Genomic DNA, 22,106 nt, shown 5'->3' on the forward strand with positions numbered 1-22,106 from the left:
GTCAGGCCGCGCGAGGACGAGGACGAATCGCCGCCAGGGTGCCGCCAAGCTCCCGCTCGGCGACCTCCAGTTCGTAGTTCTGCTGCAAGTTGAGCCAGCTCCGCGCGTCGGTACCAAAGTACCGGGCCAGCCTCAACGCCGTATCGGCGCTGATACCCCGCCGACCGTTGGCGATTTCGTTGATGCGCGCGGCGGTGACGCCCAGAGCGATCGCCAGCGCATTGGCGGACAGCCCTAGCGGGATCATGTAATCCTCGCGAAGGACTTCGCCGGGATGGACAGGGGGAAGTTTCTTTGCCATGCGATATCCCGGTCAGCGAAAGATGCGATCATGCCACACCATTTATCGATCATCGATAAATGATCATGTCGAATCCGATCCTCTCGCCCAAGCGGCGAGTCCTCCGTAGCTACGTAGGTCAACTACCCAGCGGGGCAACATGCAGTGAATGCCACCCCTGCCCGTCACGTCGCATCACGTGAAGTTCCCGGCACGCATACGACACCGTGCCTGGCAGTGGCAGGCGTGACGCCAGCTGAAGCGTCATTTCAGCCACGGCATCCTCGCCACGGAGATTTCGTGCGACCGACAGGTGTGGAACGTAGTGGTCGAACTCCCGCGTGGCGCGTGGCCTTTCGGGAAAGGCGGCTTCCAGCGCAGCCGCCAATGCGGCGATCGGAGCGGATGGCTCGGGAGCTAGCCACACCGTGGACGGAAACGTGGCGATCCTGTCCAAGTCAAACGTCAGGGCGGAGTACATGGCAGCCACGTCGTCGAGCCGACGCAAACGCGACGCTGAAAGATCTTCGCTATCGAAGAACGGATAAACCAACGTGATGTGCGGCGCGAAGCCGAGTTTCGCCGAGGGATCGCATCGGGCACGAAGCTCGCCCACCCAGGGCTCCGCATCGGGAACCAGCAGCGCGAGCAACGTGCGACTCATGCGCCGTGGAACGACACCGTGCCGATCCAGTTCTTCGCACGGCGAGCAAGCCGATCGCCCTGCCCTTCGCCATCGAAGCTCACCGATACGGGATCGGTCACCGGCACGTCGCCTTCGAAGCTACGCACGTTGACCACCGCATAGCGGTGCCCGTCGATATCGCTGGTGCACACTGGCACCACGCCGCATATCGAGCACACATGGAAATCCGCCGTACGCGTTTCGAACGCATGGCGCGAAACGCGCGAGGCATCCTTGATATGCACCTCAAGGGACGCACCCGGATTCGCCGTCCACACCGCTGCATGCTTGCGGCAGAACGCGCAGGTGCAGGCCCGCGCCGGAATGGGAAGACTCTCCGGCCAGGCGAGATCGAAAACGATATTGCCGCAGTGACAACCGCCATGGATATGCACGAGCACGCTCCGTTCCGGGGACGAACGATGTTAGCGCGAAGCGTCGCAGCGCGCCCTCAACCACGCTTCAGCAGCGGCCTCGGCACGGCCACCCTCTTTCGACAAGAAATCAAAAACCCGCCTTACTCCGTGGAGACGAAGACAACTCGCGGGCGACGCCTACAGACAACTCTTCGTTGTTTTGCTACGTTTGACTCGCTGCCTGAGCTATGGGATTCACGTATCGCAGGCAGCCTTCGCTTCAAGGCGGTGAGGGCGCACGCCCTGGGGGGTTAGGAGCCCCCAGAGCATGCTAACCACCGAGTCATCCTTCAGACAAAGGACACCCCAATGGCTAACACCCATTCTACGGTACTCACCCGCCCGCCGCTTCCCCGCGGTGGCCCACCCTCCGGTGCCCGGGCCGTTCCGGCCTATCCCGAACGCGGTTGACGAACGGCGGCCTCGGCCGCGCCCGTGAGTTTTCTCAAGCCGTAAGCACCCGGCGTGTTGCCGCGCGCCGGTTCACGGGGCCCTGAGTCCGCACCACTTCCGATATCAAGCCGCCCGGCGTCCGCTCACGGACACGCCGGAGCCCCTTGTCGTCCCGGAGCGATGCGTTTCAAGACGTCAACTTGGCATTGCATTACTCGTGGCACGTCCATGCCTGCATGGCGTGCCACACCTGGGCGAAATGGTGCGGCACCTACGCAAGGAGCCCGAGATGAAGGACACCAACGAACGCTGGATTCTGGAGGATGACGATGCCTCCACCGACGCGTTGCTCAACGAGGCGAGTGAATGGCTGGCCTACGCGCAAGGCACGGCCAGCCTGTTGGCCGAATGGATGCGCGATGACGAAGGCGAGGGAGATCACCGTGAATTGTCACTGGCCTTGGGCGGTGTCGCCGCGATGATGGCCGTGGGCCGTATCTGCGTGCAGCGAGCGCATACGCAGGTGCTGTTCGATAGCCCGCAGCGCGGAGACGTATCGCATGAGGGTTGAATACGGCATGGGCATCGAACTGATCCAGGCGACGATCGCCATCGGCTTGATGGTGGTCAACGTGATGATCTTCGTGGATCAGAAGCACGGGATGAATGCGGCACGGCGCGGTGCGAGAGGATTCGCCGTAGCCGCATTCGCCAGCGCCATCGTCGCGTTGCTGGCGATGGATCACCTGATGATCCAGGTATGGATTCACCCGTCGGACGACACGACCTTCCTGCTGTTTCGCGCCGCCATGACCGGCATGGGCCTGGCGACATCCGGCGCAGTCGCGTTCTGGATCCTCTCCCGCTGGCATATGTAATGTGTAGGAGCGCGCCTTGCGCGCGACCCGCGGCAGCGGGCCAGATTGCCGCTTCGCGGATCGCGCGCAAGCGCGCTCCTACAGGTGTACGGGATCGCGAGAACCCATCGCCGATGCGATCGGCTCCCACCCTTCGGTAGGCAGATAGCGATGACCGGCATGGGCCTGGCGACATCCGGCGCAGTCGCGTTCTGGATCCTCTCCCGCTGGCATATGTAATGTGTAGGAGCGCGCCTTGCGCGCGACCCGCGGCAGCGGGCCAGAGTGCCGCTTCGCGGATCGCGCGCAAGCGCGCTCCTACAGGTGTACGGGATCGCGAGAACTCATCGCCGGTGCGATCGGCTCCCACCCTTCGGTAGGCAGATAGCGATGACCGGCACGGGCCTGATGACATCCGGTGCGGTAGCGTTCTGGATTCTCTCCCGCTGGCATGCGTAAGTCTGTAGGAGCGCGCTTGCGCGCGATCCGCGGCAGCGGGCCAGAGTGCCGCTTCGCGGATCGCGCGCAAGCGCGCTCCTACAGGTGTACGGGGTCGCGAGCACCCATCGCCGATGCGATCGGCTCCCACTCCTTCGGTAGTCAGATAACGGTGACCTGCTACCGGAGGGTGGGAGCCGATCGCACCGGCGATTGTCACAAGGGTGCCTCAGCGTACGGAGAGCCGTCGGGCCGCCGCCGGGGCGCGACTTGAGGAGCCGAGGGTAGGTGGTCGAAGAAGGCCGCGCAGCGGTGGCGGTCAGGATGACCGCCATTCCTCGCCGAGGCAGGATGCCGAGTCGAGGAACCTCGACCACCTGCCCGAGCCCGAAGGGGCGCAGCCATAAGACATGGGCCGCGCAGCGGCCCTCCTTTCCCGAGGGACGGCGGAGCGGGAGCGCCCCGGCGGCGGCCCGACGGCTCCACTAGCCACGCCCGAGCGCCGACGCGATGCCGAAGGCGAGCAACCCCTACGAAGCAAACGCCAAAAAGCAAACGGCCACCCGAAACACCGGGTGGCCGTCGTTCACATCGACCTCGTCAGTTCCAGGTCGCCTTCAGCGATACACCCGAGAACGCCGCATAGCCGTTCAACATGATGTAGTAGGTGCCCGCCTGCGGCGAAGCGAAGCTGCACGACTCCGCATTGCCCGTGAGGTACGGACGGCAGTCATAGCTCGACAGCGACGGCGCCGAACCGAACTTCACGTACAGGTCGGCATCGCCGCTACCGCCGGAAATGGCGATCTTCAGGTTGCTGGCGCCGGCCGGCACCACCACCGTATAGGCCACCTGTCCGTTCTTCGCCGCCGACAGGCCCGTGGCCGCCGTGCCGTTCTGCAGCACGTTGCCGCCGGTGTTACCGCCACCACCGGTGTTTCCGCCCGTTGCCCAGTTGGCCTGGGCATAGGTGTTGAGCTTGCCGATGTCGAAGCTGCCGAAACCAGTCGCTTCGTCGAAGCCCGTCGTCGCGTTGTAGCCATGACCCTGGTAACCGTTGTTGCCCGAGGTCACGTCATGCAACAGCGAGGTCTGCGTCGTGAAGGCCTGGTAGAACTTCGACGCCGGGAAACCGATGCTGTTGTTGGCTGCGGATTCGATACGCGCGAACGCACCGACGAACAGCGGCGACGCCAGCGACGTACCACCGACCTGCTCGGTCTGGCCATTGACGATGATCAGCGCGCCGGACGACGACGCGGCATCGAACGCAAGGTCCGGACCCACGCGCTTGGTCGAGCTGGACACCGCCGACTGCCACGACGGGGCGGTTTCGTACAGGCTGGTGCCGCCACCCGTCGCCCACAGGCGCTGGTTGTTGTCGCCCTGGCTCGGCGCGATGGCCGACAGGCCCTCGTTCCACACCGTCTCACCCGACCATGTCGTGCCACTGGTGGACAGCTGCGTGCCACCCACCTGGATCACGTACGGCGAGCTGGCCGGCTCGCTGACCGAATAATGCGTGAGGTCGATTTTCACCGTACCGGCCGAGTTGGCGACATAGCCCGGCGAACCCGACACCGGATCCTGCGACCACTGGTAGACACCCGCATCGCCCGAAGCGATCGAGAAGGTCTGGCCCTGGGCCACCGCCTGCTGGAAGATCGAATCGTCCGCCGACTGCGTACCGCTCTGCTGCGCGGCCGTCTCGTCTTCACCCAGCGACACGTTGATCAGCTTCGCCAGGTTGTCGGTCACCGCCTGGTTGTAGGTGGCCGTGATGCCAGCATCCGTGATGCCCGACGAGTTCGAGTCACCGTTGGGCGAGGTGTAGAAGATCAGCTGCTTGACGCCACCCGCGATACCGACGATATCCTGGCTGTCCAGCGACCATTCGCCGTTGGAATCCGTATCGTTCGCGAAAGTGCCGCTGCCGACCTTCTTGATCGTCGAGTTCACCGTGGCAAGACCCGCGCCCGAGGTGAAGCTGTTGAGATCGGTGACGGTCTGGGTGATCGAACCCCAGGTGATGATGCCAACGACCGTGTTGGTCGCGGCCGGTACGCCGGACGCGCCGTAGATCGCAGCGAAGTCCTGCGGATGATGCGCACTGACCGCCGCGGCGGCTTGCGTGCTGGCGGCCGGTCCCGGCACCGTCACGTTTTCCGGCTTGTAGACGTGATGCAGCGTGTGCTTCACGGACACGTTCTGCAGGCCGAGCACGGCGTTTACCGAATCGCCCAGCGAGGCCGGCACGAGAGCCGGTGCGTCGTTGGCGAAGAACTCGCGACCGTTCGCGTTGAAGCGCTTGATCGAAGTGTGGAAACCGTTGGTCGCCGCACCGGCATTACCGTCGGCGGAGATCAGCAGGTTGTTCGGCGCGACTTCGATGTTGGTGAAACCCGCCTGCTGCAGATGGGCCACGACAGCATCGACCTGGGCCTGCGTCGGTCCGAACTGGCTCTTGAACTGATCGGGCGTGAGGAACTTGCCGAACAACGCGTTGCCCGGCGTGGTGACGCCGGCGAGGAACTTCTGCAATGCGTCCTGGTTACGCAGCTTGAGGTTCACCACCACGTGCAGCGGGTGATCAGCTTCCAGCGCGGTGACCGCCGCGCCGTCGATCCGCGGCGAGCCGGTGACATTGAGCGTGTAGCCGGAGGCGACCGGCGTGGCGGCGGTGCTGGCGGCCTGCACCTGCGTGCTCGCCGTCGGCGAGATGGCCGCGCGGGTATTCGTGGACACCCAGGCCTCGTCGGCGTGAGCTGAAAGCGACGACATGGCCAGCGCGACGGCCAGCGTCAGCGCCGTCTTGCGAGTAACCCCCAAAGCGAATGCATCGATCTTCATGTGTGGTCCTTCGTTAGCCCGTAAGTTGCCTTTCGCGAATGCGAAAGACGCTGGCACTGCTGGCGAGCCGGACTGACGGCACCTTCCCTGTCCCATCCGAACGACGCATCCCCTGCCCCCGAAACGCTTACCGCAGGAAATCGCGACGCCCCACCGACCTACCGCTCCTCCCCCGTGCCCACGTCAACAAACGGCGACGAATCTTTCTTGAAACTTTCAATAGATGATGACCTTCATCGGCGTGACACACGGACGTGATGCACCCCGCAAAACAAGGCACTTCATTCATGGACGTACAGACGCCCTTACCCCTGGCCAACCGATGCGTCGGCATCGACGCATTCGCATATCCATACGCTCTTGCCGTGATTTGTTTCGAAGTCCATCCGGGCAAGTGCATCCTGCCCCCTTCCAGGATGGTCAACCCTCGTCGAAAACACGCCCGGCACCCACTAGCCGGTCGTGAACCGCATCCCCGACGATCCGGGCCACTGACCCCATCAGACATCACGCCCCCAGGAAGGCCTCGATGGCCGATACGAGGGCGAGCGGTGTTTCATTCATCGGGTAATGACCTGCGTTTCGCAGCACCTCGCATGAGGCCTGGGGATGAAGGCGCAGGTACGTCCGCGTCATAAGTGCGTGGTCGAAGACGGGATCGTGTTCGCCCACGAGAAGCTTCATGCGATGTCGGTCGACGACCTGCGCGCTGACGTCGGTATCCGTCCAGGCGCGAAGATACGCGGCGAACGCCTCGGGCGTGCTCGTCGATAGCGAGTAAGCGACTTTCCAGTCCAGCCAGGATGCCGGGAGACGCCCCCCCGTGCTGCGATCGATGATCGCGCGTCGCAGGGAGGCGTCGCCGCAGGCCCGATCGAGGACATCGCGGGTGGAGGCGTCGTAGCGCATACCTGTGGCAGGTACCGGCGCGATGGCGACGAGGCGGCGTATTCGGCCGGGCGCGAGAATCGCGACCTTTTCGAGCACCATGCCTCCCATGGAATGCCCTATCAGGCTGAAGCTGTCGAACCCCAGCTCATCCGCCAGCGACAGGATATCGATGGCGATCTCGTCGATGGTGTAGGCGCCGACGACGTCCCACCTGGCGCCGTATCCCCGGTAATCCATGAACACGTAGCTGAACGTGTCGCGGGACAGCCAAGGCTCCATCGGCTCGAACGAGCGAGCGTCGCCGAACCAGCCATGCAGGGCGATCACCGGATGCTCACCGTGCCCTACGCGATGCGTCGTCGCGGACATAGGACCTTCTCCATATTCAAGGGACGCCATCGTCGTGGACAGCCGCCCTGCCCGCCATCGACACCGGGTCGATCACTATAGAATTCGGGCCATGCGCCATACCCTGCTCGATCCGTACGAAGACCTGCCTCGCGCCGTGGTGGTGACCGCCAACGAGCATGCCCCGGGCAGCACGTTCCCTATGCATTCGCATCGTCGCGGTCAATTCGCCTACGCCTCGCGCGGCACCATCAGCGTCACCACGCCCATGGGACGCTGGCTGGTACCACCGCGACGCGCATGCTGGGTGCCGGCCGGCGTGGCGCACGACATGACCATGGGCGGCCCGGTCACAATGCTCAACGTCTTTCTCGCATCGGATGACGCACGCGCGGCCGGCATGCCAGGCCGCTGCGAGGTCTACGGGGTATCGCCCTTGCTGAGGCAATTGATCGAGGACGCGATCGACCTGCCCGCGCTCTACGATGTCGATGGGCGCGCCGGCAAACTGATGGCATTGCTGGTCGCGGAAATCGCTTCGATGCCACGCCTGCCATTGCATGCGCCGCTGCCGCTCGACCCGCGCCTGGCACGCGCTTGCCATGGCGTCTTCGCCTCACCGTCCATCGCGGTGCGAATCGACGACATGGCCGCCCGTGCGGGCATGAGCCGTCGAGCGTTCACGCGAGCATTCCGCGAAGACACCGGCATGAGTTTCGCTGCGTGGCGGCAGCAAGCCTGCCTTCTGGCGGCCATGGCCCGACTGGGCGAGGGACAATCGGTGACCCGCATCGCGTTCGATCTGGGCTACGGCAGTGCCAGCGCCTTCACGGCGGCCTTCCGGCATGCGCTCGGTGTCGCGCCAAGCCAGTACATGGACATGTAGCCCTCACCGGCGTCTTGCCGAACGACAGGCAAGAAAAAAGCGCTGACCTTGGTCAGCGCTTCTGAGATAACTGGTGACGGAGAACACAGTTCGGCCTTTACCTGCTCCACCGTCAGCGGGTTTACCCGCGTCCAGCCGAGGTCAAAGAGTGCGCTCTCCTCTTCCCCGGTCGACGAGTATAGCCTTTCGCCACTTTTGGCGCCAGAGGCCATCCGAGCAGGGATGTTCGACCAGACGTTAGAAGCCGCGCATCCGGCTCACCGTCGCCTCGGCATGCATCCGACGCGACGCCGCCGCCACGTCCACGCTGACCACGGTCTTACCGATCGGAGCCAGGGCGATGCCGGCAAGCTTCAGGTGCTGCCAGCCGAACGGGATGCCGATGATCGTCACGCAGCAGGCCACGGCCGAGCAGACATGGCCGATGGCGAGCCAAAGGCCCGCGAACACGAACCAGATGATGTTGCCCAGGGTGCCGAGCGGGCTGGTACCGATATCGCCCTGCCCCGACAACTCTCGCCGGTCCACGGCCTCCTTGCCGAACGGGAAGAACGCGAACGACCCGATCACGAAGCAGGAGCGCGCCCAGGGAATACCGACAATGGTGATCATGGCGATGAGGCCCGCCAGCCACCAACCAAGCCCCATCACCAGGCCGCCGCAAATGAACCAGATAAGGTTTCCGATCGTTTTCATGAGCCGCTCCCTGTGGACTGGCCCATACATTAGACCGGCGACGGTGCGCGACAAAGTGCCAATGGTTGGCCTTGGATCAACGTCGCAAAACGGGCGTGGTGTCGATGTGCGATTCCCACGAATCGCCATATGTCGTGACCACAAAAAAAAACGGCGCGATCCGAGGATCACGCCGTTTTAAAGAAAACTGGTAGCGGGGGTAGGATTCGAACCTACGACCTTCGGGTTATGAGCCCGACGAGCTGCCAGACTGCTCCACCCCGCATCAGAGTCAAAAAAGTATAGCTATGTGGCCGGTTTCTTGCAAGCCCTTTCTTACATCTTTGTGAAAAAAAGAGCGAATAACTTTGCGAACGCTCGCGGGCTCAGCCCGCGAACGCCTTCTGGCACCACGCGAACAGCGGTGCCCAGGTGAAGCCCAGCACCAGCAGCGCGATGGCGTTGATGGACAACACCCAACGCGACGTGACGTCCGGCGTGGCACGCACGTCGACGGCCTCGTTCGGCGCATCGAAGTACATGACCTTCACCACGCGCAGGTAGTAGTACAAGCCGATGATGGCGAACACGGCACCGACGATGGCCAGCCACAGCATGCCCGCGTCGACGGCAGCCTTCAGCACCAGCAGCTTGCCGTAGAAGCCGAAGAGCGGCGGCACGCCAGCCAGCGAGAACATCACCAGCAGCATCATGAAGGCGAACCACGGCGAACGCTGGTTCAGGCCCTTGAGATCGTCCACTTCTTCGCACTCGAAGCCGGCACGCGATAGCACGATGAGCATGCCGAACGCGGCGGCGCTGGTGAGCGCGTAGCTGACGGCGTAGAACATCGAGGCCGAGTAGCCTTCCGGACCGGCGTTGACCAGGCCCAGCATCAGGTAACCCATGTGCGAGATGGTCGAGTAGGCCAGGACGCGCTTGAGGTTGGTCTGCACGAGGGCGACGAGGTTACCGATGGCCAGCGAGATCACGGCCAGCACGGCAAGCATCAGCTGCCACTGCGGAGCGAGACCCGTCGTACCGCCGGCGATGTCACCCATGCCGGTGGACAGCAGGCGGTAGGCCATGCCGAACGCGGCGAGCTTCTGCGCCGAACCGATGAACACGGTGACGGCGGTCGGCGAGCCCTGGTAGACGTCCGGGATCCACATGTGGAACGGCGCGGCGCCGAGCTTGAAGCCGATGCCGACGATCATGAAGACCAGGCCGAACAGCAGCAGGGTCTTCCACTCCGTACCGACGATGGCGGCGTGGATCGTGCGCAGGTCGAGGCTGTGCGTGGCGCCGTAGACCATCGACATGCCGTACAGCAGCATGCCCGAGGCGAGCGCGCCCAGCACGAAGTACTTGATCGCGGCTTCCGACGACAAGCCCGAATCGCGGTTCAGTGCGACCAGGGCGTACGACGACAGCGTGAGCAGTTCGAGGCCGAGGTACACGGTGACCAGGCTACCGGCGGACACCAGGAACATGATGCCGACGCTGGCGAAGATGCTGAGCGTGTAGAACTCGCCGAACGGAATCGCGCGATCCTTCAGGTACGGCCTCGCGTAGATGAAGATCACCGCGGTGACCACCAGCGAGAACGTCTTCAGGATCTCGGACACGCCGTCGCGGACGAACATGCCGTTGAAGGCGGTGGCGCCACCGGCCGGCTGGCCGCTCACCACGAGGTAGGCGCCGACGAGGAGCACGAGGACCGACAGCCAGTGCACGGCGTCCTTCTGCGACGGCTTGAGGAAGGCGTCCAGAAGGAGCAGCACGCAGGCCGCGACCACGAGGTACACCTCGGGGAGCAGGGTTACGATGTCATTGATACCAGGCATGGAGTAATTCCCGCTCAGACTTTCGAAATGGCCAGCTGCTCGACAATCCGAGCGACCGACGCATCCATCAGGTGGACCAGCGGCTCCGGCCAGATGCCGAACAGCAGCACACCGGCAGCAAACGCGGAGAGCATGAAGATCTCACGACCGTTGACGTCGGTGAGTTCCTTCACGTGCGGGTTGGTGATGTCGCCCCACAGCACGCGCTTGACCATCCACAGGGTGTAGGCCGCGCCGATGATCAGGGTGAAGGCCGCGAACAGCGCGATCCAGGGGTTGGCGGAGAACGCGGCCAGGATGACCATGAATTCGCCGACGAAACCGCTGGTGCCCGGCAGGCCGCTGTTGGCCATGGCGAACAGCACGTAGAACGGGGCGAAGATCGGCATCACGTTGATGACGCCGCCGTAGTCCTTGATCTGACGCGAATGCAGGCGGTCGTAGAGCACGCCGATGCAGCTGAACATCGCGCCGGAGATGAAGCCGTGCGAAATCATCTGGACCATCGCGCCCTGCATGCCCAGGCGAGCTGCGTCAGGATTCTGCGATTCACGCACCAGCATGAAGCCGATGAAGATACCCAGGGTGACGAAACCCATGTGGGCGATCGACGAGTAGGCCACCAGCTTCTTCATGTCCTGCTGGACCAGCGCGATGTAGCCGATGTAGCAGACCGCGATGAGCGACAGGACGATGATCAGCCAGGAGAACTGGTGCGAGGCATCCGGCACGATGGGCAGGCTGAAACGCAGGAAGCCGTAGCCACCGATCTTCAGCATCACCGCCGCCAGCACCACCGAACCGCCGGTAGGCGCTTCCACGTGGGCGTCCGGCAGCCAGGTATGCACCGGCACCATCGGCACCTTCACCGCGAAGGCGATGAGGAAGGCGAAGAACAGCCAGCTCTGCTCCGTGAGGGTCAGGTGGACATTGGCCATGTCGGCCAGCGCGAAGCTGCCGCCGGTCTTGTGATACAGGTACAGCAGGCCGACCAGCATGAAGATCGAGCCGAAGAACGTGTAGATGAAGAACTTCAGCGTCGCGTACACGCGGCGCGGACCACCCCAGATACCGATGATGATGAACATCGGGATCAGCATGGCTTCGAAGAACACGTAGAACAGCAGCGCGTCGGTGGCGCAGAACACGCCGATCATGAGGCCTTCCAGGATCAGCATCGCAGCCATGTACTGATGCGGCTTGTTCTGGATGACTTCCCATGCGCCCACGATCACCAGGATCTGGGTGAACGTGGTCAGGACGATCAGCGCGACGGAGATGCCGTCGACGGCCAACGAGTAGTTGATGCCCAGGGACGGGATCCAGCTCATCGATTCGGTGAGCTGAAGCGTGCCGGTAGCGGCATCGTAGGCAGGCAGGAGGGCCAGACTGGCGGCGAACGTGGCGACCGCCACCAGCAGCGAGATCCAGCGGGCGAGGCCTGGGCGACCGGAGCCGGCCAGCAGCACCGGGATGGCGCCGACGACCGGGAGCCAGATCAGCAGGCTGAGCAAGTGATTCGACATATAGCTCGTTTCCCTTATTGCCCGATCAGCCAGTACCCGCCCAGGAGCAGGATGAGGCCGAGGATCATGGCGAACGCGTAATGGAAGAGGAATCCGGACTGCAGGTGGCGCACGCCACCGGCGATGCGGCGGACCAGACCCGCCGAGCCGTTGACGACGGCGCCGTCGATGATGGCGGTGTCGCCCACCTTCGACAGGCCTTCGCCCAGCTTGACGCCGCCCTTCGCGAAGACCGCGAAGTAGAGTTCATCGATCCAGTACTTGTGGTTGAGCAGTTCGTAGATCGGCTTGAGGGCCGTCTTCGCCGTGTCGGCCACCTTCGGGTTGAACAGGTAGACGTAGGTGGCGACCGCGAAACCGGCGAACGCGATCCAGAACGGCGCGGCGGTGAAGCCGTGGATGCCGGCTTCCAGCGCGCCATGGAACTCGTGCGCCAGCTCGCCCAGCACGTCGTTCTTCTCGTCGACGTGGATGGCCTTGCCGAACCAGCCGCCGTAGAGCATCGGCTTGACGGTGAACCAGCCGATGACGATGGACGGAATGGCTAGCAGGAGCAGCGGAACGGTCACAACCCACGGGGACTCGTGCGGCGCATGTTCCAGCACACCCGGGGTGTAGTGGCCATGGTCGTCGTGGTGGTCGTCATGGCCGTGGCCATGCTTCTTGTGCTCGACCTTGAAGCGCTCCTTGCCGTGGAAGGTCATGTAGAGCAGGCGGAAGCTGTAGAACGAGGTCACGAACACGCCGGCGAGCACGCAGAAGTAAGCGTAGCTGGCACCCCAGCGATGGGACTCGCCCACGGCTTCGATGATGGCGTCCTTCGAGTAGAAGCCCGAGAAGAACGGGGTGCCGGCCAGAGCCAGCGAACCGATCCACATCGTGATCCAGGTGACCGGCATGTACTTGCGCAGGCCGCCCATGTAGCGCATGTCCTGCTCGTGGTGCATGCCCATGATGACCGAGCCGGCGCCGAGGAACAGCAGGGCCTTGAAGAAAGCGTGGGTCATCAGGTGGAACACGGCGCCGCTATAGGCGGACACGCCGAGCGCGACGGTCATGTAGCCCAGCTGCGAGAGCGTGGAGTACGCGATGACGCGCTTGATGTCGTTCTGCACGATACCGATGAGGCCAGTGAACAGCGCGGTGGTGGAACCGATCACGAGGATGAACGACAGCGCGGTGTCGGTCAGCTCGAAGATCGGCGACATGCGGGCGACCATGAAGATGCCCGCGGTCACCATGGTGGCCGCGTGGATCAGCGCCGAGATCGGCGTCGGGCCTTCCATCGAGTCCGGCAGCCAGACGTGCAGCGGGACCTGGGCCGACTTGCCCATGGCACCGATGAACAGCAGGATGCCGATCACGGTGGCGGCGTCCCAGGCGTGGTTCTGGGTGATCTGCAGGGTCTTGCCCACCAGCTCCGGCGCGTGGTCGAAGGCGGTCTGGTAGTCGAGCGTGCCCAGGAAGTACAGGATCGCCGAGATGCCCAGCAGGAAGCCGAAGTCACCGACGCGGTTGACCAGGAAGGCCTTGAGGTTGGCGAAGATCGCCGTCGGGCGCTTGTACCAGAAGCCGATCAGCAGGTACGACACCAGGCCCACCGCTTCCCAGCCGAAGAACAGCTGCATGAAGTTGTTGCTCATGACGAGCATCAACATCGAGAAGGTGAAGAGCGAGATGTAGCTGAAGAAGCGCTGGTAGCCCGGGTCTTCCGCCATGTAGCCGATGGTGTACAGATGCACCAGCAGCGACACGAAGGTGACCACCACCATCATCATGGCGGTGAGGCGGTCGATCATGAAGCCGACCGAGGCGTGGAAGCGGCCGATCTCGAACCAGGTGTAGACATCCTGGTTGAAGTTGTCCGCCCCGCCGAAGACCAGCTGGTAGAGCACGTAGAACGACAGGCCGCAGGCGATCGCGACACCCAGCAGGGTGGCGGTATGCGCCCCTGCCCGGCCGATCACCTTGCCGAAGATGCCGGCAAGGATCGAACCCGCGAGCGGCGCGAGTGCGATCGTCAGGAGGATTGAAAGCGAGAGACTCATCGGATCAACCCTTCATGCTGTCGATTTCGGCGACGTTGATCGTGCTGCGATTACGGAACAGCAGGACCAGGATCGCCAGGCCGATGGCGGATTCCGCCGCGGCCACGGTGAGGATGAAGAACACGAAGACCTGGCCGGACACGTCGCCGAAGAAGCGCGAGAAGGCCACGAAGTTGGTGTTCACCGCGAGGAGCATCAGCTCGATCGCCATGAGCAGCACGATCACGTTCTTGCGGTTGATGAACAGTCCGGCGACGGCGATGCAGAACAGGACCGCGCCGAGGACGATGTAATGGGAAAGCGTGATCACTTGGCGTTCTCCTGCGTCGGTTCGGCGGGTGCCGGGGCCGGGACGACCGAGGCCATCTGGATCGAGGCGACCTTCACCACGCGGACGCGGTCGGTGGCCTTGACGACAACCTGCTGCGCGGCGGACTGGTGGCGCACGCCCAGGCGCTGACGCAGGGTCAGGGCGACGGCGGCGACGATACCCACGGTGAGGATCAGCGCGGCGATTTCGAACGGCAGCAGGAACTCGGTGTAGAGGGCCTTGCCCAGCCACGCCACGTTCGACTCGCCGGCCGGGTTCGGACCGAGCGTGTGGGCGTGCATCGCCTTCACGCCGATCATCGCCAGCATCTCGACCAGCATGACGGCCGCGACCACGATGCCCACCGGCAGGTACCGGATGAAGCCTTCGCGCACGGACTCCTGCTTGATGTCGAGCATCATGACCACGAACAGGAACAAGACCATCACCGCGCCGACGTAGACGACGACGAGGGCGATGGCGAGGAACTCCGCTTCGGCCAGCAGCCAGACGCAGGCCATGCTGAAGAAGGTCAGCACCAGGGACAGCACGGCATGAACCGTGTTGCGCACCGAGATGACCATCAGGCTGGCGATGACCGCCACGCCGCCGAAGAGGTAGAAACAGATGAGTTGGAGCAGATCGGTATTCATCGCATAGGTCTCTTCGGCGCTCAGCGGTAAGCCGCGTCCTGCGCGCGGGCGGCAGCGATGTCCTGCTCGAAACGGTCACCGATGGCCAGCAGCTGGCCCTTGGTCACCACGTTTTCGCCACGGTGCTCGAAGTGGTACTCGTGCACGTGCGTCTCGACGATGGAGTCGACCGGGCAGCTCTCTTCGCAGAAACCGCAGAAGATGCACTTGAACAGGTCGATGTCGTAGCGCGTGGTGCGACGCTGGCCGTCTTCCGGGCGCGGGGCCGAGTCGATGGTGATCGCGAGCGCCGGGCACACGGCTTCGCACAGCTTGCACGCGATGCAGCGTTCTTCGCCGTTGGCGTAGCGACGCAGGGCGTGCAGGCCGCGGAAGCGGTTCGACTTGGGGATGTGCTCCATCGGGTAGCGCATCGTGTACTTGGGGCTGACCATGTAGCGCATGGTCAGGCCCATGCCCTTGAACAGCTCGAGGAGCAGCAGGCTCTTGAAGTAATGAATGACGCGGAACATGGCTCTTTAGGCTCCCGTTCCGATGTGGACCCAGCCGAAGTACTTCATGCAGCCGGCAACGAGGACCCAGACGATGGTGATGGGAATGAAGACCTTCCAGCCGAGGCGCATGATCTGGTCGTAGCGGTAGCGCGGGAAGCTGGCGCGGAACCACAGGAACAGGAAGGCGAAGAAGAAGGCCTTGATGAACAGCCAGTGGAAACCGCCGTGGCCGATGAGGCCCCAGCTTTCCGGGAACGGCGACAGCCAGCCGCCCATGAACAGGATCGAGGTCAGGAAGCTGACCAGGATCATGTTGGCGTACTCGGCCAGGAAGAACAGCGCGAACGGCGAGCCGGAGTATTCCACGTGGAAACCGGCCACGATTTCGGATTCGCCCTCGGCCACGTCGAACGGGGCGCGGTTGGTTTCCGCGACGCCGGAGACGAAGTAGATGACGAACACCGGCAGCAGCGGAATCCAGTACCAGCTGAAGAAGCCGCCCTGCTGCGCGTCGACGATAGCCGTGAGGTTCAGGCTGCCGGTGAGCACCAGCACGCAGACGATGGACATGCCCATCGACAGTTCGTACGAGATCACCTGCGCCGCGGCGCGCATGGCGCCGAGCATCGCGTAGCGCGAGTTGGAGGACCAACCGGCGAGGATGATGCCGTAGACGCCCATCGAGGTCATGGCCAGCAGGTAAAGCACGCCGGCATTGACGTTGGCGAGCACCACGCCCGGGCTGAAGGGCACCACTGCCCAGGCCGCCAGCGCGGGCACGAGGGCCAGCAGCGGAGCCAGGTAGTAGAGCGCCTTGTTCGCGTTGGTCGGGAGCACCACTTCCTTAAGGAGCAGCTTCACGACGTCGGCGAAGGCCTGCAACAGGCCGGCAGGACCGACCTTGTTGGGTCCCATGCGGACGTGCATCCAGCCGAGCACCTTGCGCTCCCACCAGACGTAAAGTGCGACGCCGATGACCAGCGGCAGCACGATCGCCAGGATGTAGAGCACCGGCAGCAAGATGTGGTCGAAGAGTTGATCGGCCATGGGTTACGCCTTGCTCAGGGAGATGGCCGCGCCATACGGCGGGAGCATCGCGGTTTCGGAATGCGCGGCTTCGATCCACGCGGCGCCGGCAGGCACCGAGGCATCGATGGCCACCGGCAGGATCGCGTCGCCGATGCGAGCGTTGCCGCCTTCGGTCAAGCCAAGCTTGCCGGCCTCTTCCGCATTGATGCGGATGGCGGCGGCGCGGTTCAGCGGATGCGAGTTCAGCGCACCGGCGCGACGCAGCACCGCGTCGCCGCGATAGATCGGCGTCGTGGCGAGGCGCGAGAACGACACGCCCGAAGTGCGCGTGGCGAGCTGCGAGCGGGTTTCGCTGCCGCGTCCGGTCAGGCCGTCACGCAGACCGGCGAGGTCGTCGAACTCGAAACCGGCGACACCGAGCAGGCCACCCAGCGCACGCAGGACCTTCCAGCCCTGGCGAGCGTCGCCCGGTGCCTTGGCGCCGGCGGCCACGGCCTGGGCCGTGCCTTCGACGTTGACCAGCGTGCCGTCCAGTTCCGGCGTCAGGGCGATCGGCAGGATCACGTCCGCCGAGTCCTTGAGCGCGTCGCTGGCGTAGGCGGCGAACGCCACCACGGTCTGCGCCGAATGCATCGCCTGCTGCGCGAGGGCGCCGTCGGCGAAGTCGTGCGGCGGCTCGACGTTGTAGAGGATGTAGCCCTTGCGCGGCTGGGCCAGCATGGCGCGGGCATCCAGACCGCCAGCGCTCGGCAGCACGCCCACCGACGACAGGCCGATGGCGTTGGCGCCGACCGGCAGTTCGTTGAAGGCGGCACCAGCGGCCTGCGCGATGAAGCGAGCGATGGCACGCAGCCACGAGGCTTCCGGATGGGTCACCGCGGCGTGGCCGAGGATCACCACCGAACCGTCGACCGAGAGGCCCTTGAAGGCATCGCGGTGGGCGTCGGTCGTGGCGGCGCCGTTGACGGCGGCGGCGATCGATTCCGGCAGCGTCGCGCCATTCTCGGCGGCAGCCTTGGCGAGCTTCAGCAGTTCGTCGACCAGCGCGTGCGGCGCGGCCACGGCTTCACCGGCCAGCGGGTAGTTGAAGCGGAAGTGCGCCGGGTTGACGGCGTAGACCTTCGCGCCCTTCTTCACGGCCTGGCGGACGCGATGGTTGAGCAGCGGCACTTCGTGGCGCAGGTCGGAACCGACCAGCAGCGCGGACTTGATCGTGTCGAACGAGGCGATCGTCGACGCGAAGGGCTTGGCGAAGGCGTTGTCGGCGAAGTCGATCTGGCGCAGGCGGTGATCGACATGGGCGCTGCCCAGGCCACGGGCGAGACGGACGATCAGCTCGCCCTCCTCGTTCGACGTGGCACCGTGGACGAGCACGCCGAGGTCGCTGCCGGCGACGCTCTTGAGCGCTTCCTTCGCGACGGACAGGGCGTCTTCCCAGGTCGTGGTGGACCACTGGCCGTTGCGCTTGACCATCGGCGCCTTGACGCGGTCGGCCGCGTACAGACCCTGGTGGCTGTAGCGGTCACGGTCGGACAGCCAGCACTCGTTGATCGTCTCGTTGTCGCGCGGCACGTTGCGCAGCACTTCGCCGCGACGGGTGTGCATCCACAGGTTGGAACCCAGCGCGTCGTGGTAGGCGACGGACGGGCGCGCGATCAGCTCCCAGGCGCGGGCCTGGAACTGGAACGGCTTGTTGGTCAGCGCGCCGACCGGGCAGACGTCGATGATGTTGCCCGATAGTTCGCTCTCGATCGTCTTGCCGATGTAGGTGCCGATCTCGAGGTTTTCGCCGCGGCTCATGCCACCCAGTTCGTACGTGCCGGCGATCTCGCTGGTGAAGCGGACGCAGCGCGTGCACTGGATGCAGCGGGTCATCTCGGTGGCGATCAGGGGGCCGAGGTTTTCATCGGCCACCGTGCGCTTGCGCTCGACGTAGCGGGACACCGAACGGCCGTAGCCGAGCGAGATGTCCTGCAGTTCGCACTCGCCGCCCTGGTCGCAGATCGGGCAGTCGAGCGGGTGGTTGATGAGCAGGAACTCCATCACGTTGCGCTGCGACTTGAGCGCCTTGTCCGAACGCGTGAAGACCTTCATGCCCTCGCCCACCGGCGTGGCGCAGGCCGGCGCCGGCTTGGGCATCTTCTCGATTTCCACCAGGCACATGCGGCAGTTGGCGGCGATCGGGAGCTTGCGGTGGTAGCAGAAGCGCGGAATGGCGATGCCGACGGCATCCGCCGCCTGGATGATCATCGACCCCTTGGCTACCTGCACCGGAACGCCGTCGATCTCGATACTGACGAGATCCGGCGCGGCATTGGCTACGGGCTGCGCACTCATGCAGCGACTCCAGTGGTGACCGTGTCAGCCGGACCGTCGACGATCGAACGGCCATGCTCCACGTAGTATTCGAATTCGTGCCAGAAGTGGTGCAGGAAGCCCTGCACCGGCCAGGCGGCCGCTTCGCCGAAGGCGCAGATGGTGTGGCCTTCGATCTGGCCGGCCACGGCCTTCAGGCGGTGCAGGTCGTCCTGCGTGCCCTTGCCTTCCACGATGCGCGACAGCACGCGGTGCATCCAGCCGGTGCCTTCGCGGCACGGGGTGCACTGGCCGCACGATTCGGCCATGTAGAAGCGCGAGATGCGATGGCAGGCGCGGACCATGCAGGTCTTCTCGTCCATCACGATGACGGCGCCCGAACCCAGACCCGAACCCGCCTTCTGCAGCGAGTCGTAGTCCATCGTGCATTCCATCATCTTCTCGGCCGGCAGCACCTTCATGGAGGAGCCGCCCGGGATGACCGCCTTCAGCTTGTGGCCGTTGCGGACACCGCCCGCCATCTCCAGCAATTCGGAGAACGGGGTGCCGAGCTTGATTTCGAAGTTGCCCGGGTTGTTCACGTGGCCGGAGACCGAGAAGATCTTCGGGCCGCCGTTGTTGGGCTTGCCGATGTTGAGGAACCACTCCGCGCCGTTACGCAGGATCGCCGGCACCGAGGCGTAGGTCTCGGTGTTGTTGATCGTGGTCGGGCGGCCGTACAGGCCGAAACCGGCCGGGAACGGCGGCTTGAAGCGCGGCTGGCCCTTCTTGCCTTCGAGCGATTCCATCAGCGCGGTTTCTTCGCCGCAGATGTACGCACCGGCGCCGAGGGCGTTGTAGATGTCGACGTCCACGCCCGAACCACCGATGTTCTTGCCCAGCAGGCCGGCCGCGTAGGCTTCCTTCAAGGCTTCCTCGATGTGCTCGAACGGCTCGTGGTGGAACTCACCGCGCAGGTAGTTGTAGGCGACCGTCGAACCCGTGCAGTAGCAGGCGATGGCCAGGCCTTCCAGCACCGAGTGCGGGTTGAAGCGCAGGATGTCGCGATCCTTGCAGGTGCCCGGTTCGGATTCGTCCGAGTTGCAGAGGATGTACTTCTGGCCCGGCGCGTTGCGCGGCATGAACGACCACTTCAGGCCGGTCGGGAAGCCAGCGCCGCCGCGGCCACGCAGCGAGCTCTTCTTGAGTTCTTCGATGATCTCGCCCGGATCGGGCTTCTCGGCGAGGATTTTCTTCCACGCTTTCCAGCCGTCGACCTTCTCGTAGCTTTCGAGAGACCACGGCTTTTCGAAATGCAGGGTCGTGTAGACGACCTGGTGTTCCTTGGGAGCGGGTCCGACCGGACCGGTGGTGCTAGCCATTGCCCTTACCTCACTTCAGACCGTCGAGGATCGCGTCGAGCTTTTCGGCCGTCAGCTTCTCGTGGTAATGACCGTTGACGACCATCATCGGACCGCCCGCGCACGCGGCCAGGCATTCCTCTTCCTGCTTGAGGTAGATGCGGCCGTCGGCGGTGCTCTCGCCGGTCTTGATGCCCAGCTTCTTCTCGCAATGGCGCACGAGATCTTCGGCGCCGTTGAGCCAGCACGAGATGTTGGTGCAGATGGCGACGTTGTTGCGGCCCACGGGGGTCGTCTCGAACATCGAATAGAAGCTTGCGACCTCGTAGGCCCAGATCGGCGGCAGGTCGAGGTACTTGGCGACGGCGGTGATCAGCTCGTCGGTGAGGTAGCCCTGGTTCTGCTCCTGCGCCGCCATGAGCGACTGGATGAGCGCCGAGCGCTTACGATCCGGCGGGAACTTGCCGACCCAGTGGTCGATGTGCTGCCGGGTGTGATCGTTGAGCACGGCGATCGGATCGACGTCCTTCACCTGCTCGAAATGACCGGTGGCTTTCATGATTCTGTGTACTCCGTCGACTTAGCGGTCGACTTCGCCGAAGACGAGATCGTAGGTGCCGATCATCGCGACGACGTCGGCGAGCATGTGGCCACGCACGAACGCGTCCATCGAAGAAAGGTGCGCGAAGCCCGGCGCGCGCAGGTGCACGCGGAACGGCTTGTTGGCACCGTCGGAAACGAGGTAGCAGCCGAACTCACCCTTGGGCGCTTCGACGGCGGCATAGGTTTCGCCGGCCGGAACGCCATAGCCCTCGGTGAAGAGCTTGAAGTGGTGGATCAGCGCTTCCATGTCGTTCTTCATCTCGACACGGCTGGGCGGAGCGACTTTGTAGTTCTGCACCATGACCGCGCCCGGGTTGGCCTTCAGCCAATCCACGCACTGGCGGATGATGCGGTTCGCCTGGCGCATTTCCTCGACGCGGACCAGGTAACGGTCGTAGCAGTCGCCGTTGACGCCGACGGGGATGTCGAAATCCATCTTGTCGTAGGCCGCGTAGGGCTGCTTCTTGCGAAGATCCCACGCGATACCGGAGCCGCGCAGCATCGCGCCGGTCATGCCCCAGGCCTGCGCTTTCTCCGGATCGACCACGCCGATACCGACCGTACGCTGCTTCCAGATACGGTTGTTGGTGAGCAGCAGTTCGTATTCGTCGACGCGCTTCGGGAAGTCGTTGGTGAACTCCGTGAGGTAGTCCAGCATCGAACCTTCGCGCCAGGCGTTCAGGCGCTTCAGGTCGCCGCCCTTGTGCCACGGCGACTCGCGGTACTTCGACATCTGCTCCGGCAGGTCGCGGTACACGCCGCCCGGACGGTAGTAGGTGGCGTGCATGCGCGCGCCCGACACCGCCTCGTAGACGTCCATGAGCTCTTCGCGCTCACGGAAGGCGTACAGGAACACCGCCATCGCGCCCAGGTCGAGCGCGTTGGAACCCACCCACATGAGGTGGTTGAGGATGCGGGTGATCTCGTCGAACATCGTGCGGATGTACTGCGCGCGGACGGGCGCCTCGATGCCCAGCAGGCCCTCGATGGCGCGCACGTAGGCGTGCTCGTTGCACATCATCGACACGTAGTCGAGACGATCCATGTAGCCGATCGACTGATTGAACGGCTTGGATTCGGCGAGCTTCTCAGTGCCACGGTGCAGCAGGCCCACGTGCGGATCGGCGCGGACGATGGTCTCGCCGTCCATTTCCAGCACGAGGCGCAGCACGCCGTGCGCAGCAGGATGCTGCGGACCGAAGTTCATCGTGTAATTGCGGA

General features: G+C 64.2%; 20 protein-coding genes and 1 tRNA gene. 3 read left to right on the forward strand and 18 right to left on the reverse strand.

What is annotated here, in order from left to right; genetic code table 11:
• Position 1: 1 nt before the first annotated feature.
• The 3 genes from GAK28_RS05030 to GAK28_RS05040 all read right to left on the reverse strand — a co-directional run bounded on the left by GAK28_RS05030 (position 2) and on the right by GAK28_RS05040 (position 1,366).
• Complete coding sequence (locus GAK28_RS05030; RefSeq protein ID WP_291775888.1) at positions 2-301, reverse strand: HigA family addiction module antitoxin; 300 nt, start codon at positions 299-301, stop codon at positions 2-4.
• Positions 302-419: 118 nt separating this feature from the next.
• Positions 420-932, reverse strand: a complete 513-nt coding sequence (locus tag GAK28_RS05035) for a 2'-5' RNA ligase family protein (RefSeq protein WP_291775891.1) — start codon at positions 930-932, stop codon at positions 420-422.
• 8 nt (positions 933-940) lie between these two features.
• On the reverse strand, positions 941-1,366 hold the full coding sequence (locus tag GAK28_RS05040; protein ID WP_291775893.1) for a hypothetical protein: 426 nt from the start codon (positions 1,364-1,366) through the stop codon (positions 941-943).
• Positions 1,367-2,063: 697 nt separating this feature from the next.
• Between GAK28_RS05040 and GAK28_RS05045 the strand changes: the two genes are divergently transcribed.
• Entirely contained in the window at positions 2,064-2,345 is a 282-nt protein-coding gene (locus GAK28_RS05045) for a hypothetical protein (RefSeq protein WP_291775895.1), read from the forward strand.
• Positions 2,335-2,652, forward strand: coding sequence for a hypothetical protein (locus GAK28_RS05050; protein WP_291775898.1), 318 nt, complete (start codon positions 2,335-2,337; stop codon positions 2,650-2,652). Before GAK28_RS05045 ends, GAK28_RS05050 begins: the two co-directional genes overlap by 11 nt.
• A gap of 1,017 nt (positions 2,653-3,669) precedes the next feature.
• On the opposite strand, the gene GAK28_RS05055 is transcribed toward GAK28_RS05050, so the two are convergent.
• Together GAK28_RS05055 and GAK28_RS05060 are read right to left on the reverse strand one after the other, a co-directional pair.
• Entirely contained in the window at positions 3,670-5,919 is a 2,250-nt protein-coding gene (locus tag GAK28_RS05055) for a protease pro-enzyme activation domain-containing protein (protein WP_291775900.1), read from the reverse strand.
• 507 nt (positions 5,920-6,426) lie between these two features.
• A complete protein-coding gene (locus GAK28_RS05060) occupies positions 6,427-7,179 on the reverse strand; it encodes an alpha/beta hydrolase (protein WP_291775903.1) in 753 nt (250 codons plus the stop codon).
• Positions 7,180-7,270: 91 nt separating this feature from the next.
• Between GAK28_RS05060 and GAK28_RS05065 the strand changes: the two genes are divergently transcribed.
• Positions 7,271-8,044 (forward strand): helix-turn-helix transcriptional regulator, encoded by a 774-nt coding sequence (locus tag GAK28_RS05065; RefSeq protein WP_291775905.1) that lies wholly within the window; start codon positions 7,271-7,273, stop codon positions 8,042-8,044.
• A gap of 237 nt (positions 8,045-8,281) precedes the next feature.
• Here the strand turns inward: GAK28_RS05065 and GAK28_RS05070 are convergent, their stop codons facing one another.
• The 13 genes from GAK28_RS05070 to GAK28_RS05130 all read right to left on the reverse strand — a co-directional run bounded on the left by GAK28_RS05070 (position 8,282) and on the right by GAK28_RS05130 (position 22,092).
• Positions 8,282-8,740, reverse strand: a complete 459-nt coding sequence (locus GAK28_RS05070; protein ID WP_291775907.1) for a YccF domain-containing protein — start codon at positions 8,738-8,740, stop codon at positions 8,282-8,284.
• 188 nt (positions 8,741-8,928) lie between these two features.
• Positions 8,929-9,005, reverse strand: a tRNA-Met gene (locus GAK28_RS05075).
• Between the two features lie 100 nt (positions 9,006-9,105).
• Complete coding sequence (nuoN, locus tag GAK28_RS05080) at positions 9,106-10,566, reverse strand: NADH-quinone oxidoreductase subunit NuoN (RefSeq protein WP_291775909.1); 1,461 nt, start codon at positions 10,564-10,566, stop codon at positions 9,106-9,108.
• A 14-nt stretch (positions 10,567-10,580) separates the two neighbouring features.
• The gene (locus tag GAK28_RS05085) at positions 10,581-12,092 is read right to left on the reverse strand and encodes an NADH-quinone oxidoreductase subunit M (RefSeq protein ID WP_291775910.1); all 1,512 of its coding nucleotides are present in this window, start codon (positions 12,090-12,092) and stop codon (positions 10,581-10,583) included.
• A gap of 14 nt (positions 12,093-12,106) precedes the next feature.
• Positions 12,107-14,140: an NADH-quinone oxidoreductase subunit L gene (gene nuoL, locus GAK28_RS05090; protein ID WP_291775912.1), complete on the reverse strand. Its 2,034-nt coding sequence runs from the start codon at positions 14,138-14,140 to the stop codon at positions 12,107-12,109.
• A gap of 4 nt (positions 14,141-14,144) precedes the next feature.
• Positions 14,145-14,450: an NADH-quinone oxidoreductase subunit NuoK gene (nuoK, locus tag GAK28_RS05095; protein WP_166947070.1), complete on the reverse strand. Its 306-nt coding sequence runs from the start codon at positions 14,448-14,450 to the stop codon at positions 14,145-14,147.
• Positions 14,447-15,103, reverse strand: coding sequence for an NADH-quinone oxidoreductase subunit J (locus GAK28_RS05100; protein WP_291775916.1), 657 nt, complete (start codon positions 15,101-15,103; stop codon positions 14,447-14,449). Before GAK28_RS05100 ends, nuoK begins: the two co-directional genes overlap by 4 nt.
• Positions 15,104-15,123: 20 nt before the next feature.
• The gene (gene nuoI / locus GAK28_RS05105; protein ID WP_291775918.1) at positions 15,124-15,615 is read right to left on the reverse strand and encodes an NADH-quinone oxidoreductase subunit NuoI; all 492 of its coding nucleotides are present in this window, start codon (positions 15,613-15,615) and stop codon (positions 15,124-15,126) included.
• Positions 15,616-15,621: 6 nt separating this feature from the next.
• The gene (gene nuoH / locus GAK28_RS05110) at positions 15,622-16,644 is read right to left on the reverse strand and encodes an NADH-quinone oxidoreductase subunit NuoH (RefSeq protein ID WP_291775919.1); all 1,023 of its coding nucleotides are present in this window, start codon (positions 16,642-16,644) and stop codon (positions 15,622-15,624) included.
• A 3-nt stretch (positions 16,645-16,647) separates the two neighbouring features.
• Positions 16,648-18,963, reverse strand: a complete 2,316-nt coding sequence (gene nuoG / locus GAK28_RS05115; RefSeq protein ID WP_291775920.1) for an NADH-quinone oxidoreductase subunit NuoG — start codon at positions 18,961-18,963, stop codon at positions 16,648-16,650.
• Positions 18,960-20,303 (reverse strand): NADH-quinone oxidoreductase subunit NuoF, encoded by a 1,344-nt coding sequence (gene nuoF / locus GAK28_RS05120; protein WP_291775921.1) that lies wholly within the window; start codon positions 20,301-20,303, stop codon positions 18,960-18,962. Before nuoF ends, nuoG begins: the two co-directional genes overlap by 4 nt.
• 10 nt (positions 20,304-20,313) lie before the next feature.
• Entirely contained in the window at positions 20,314-20,841 is a 528-nt protein-coding gene (gene nuoE / locus GAK28_RS05125) for an NADH-quinone oxidoreductase subunit NuoE (RefSeq protein WP_291775922.1), read from the reverse strand.
• Positions 20,842-20,862: 21 nt separating this feature from the next.
• Positions 20,863-22,092, reverse strand: a complete 1,230-nt coding sequence (locus tag GAK28_RS05130) for an NADH-quinone oxidoreductase subunit D (protein WP_291776033.1) — start codon at positions 22,090-22,092, stop codon at positions 20,863-20,865.
• Positions 22,093-22,106 lie beyond the last annotated feature (14 nt).

The organism is Luteibacter sp. (assembly GCF_009912395.1).
GTDB lineage: Bacteria > Pseudomonadota > Gammaproteobacteria > Xanthomonadales > Rhodanobacteraceae > Luteibacter.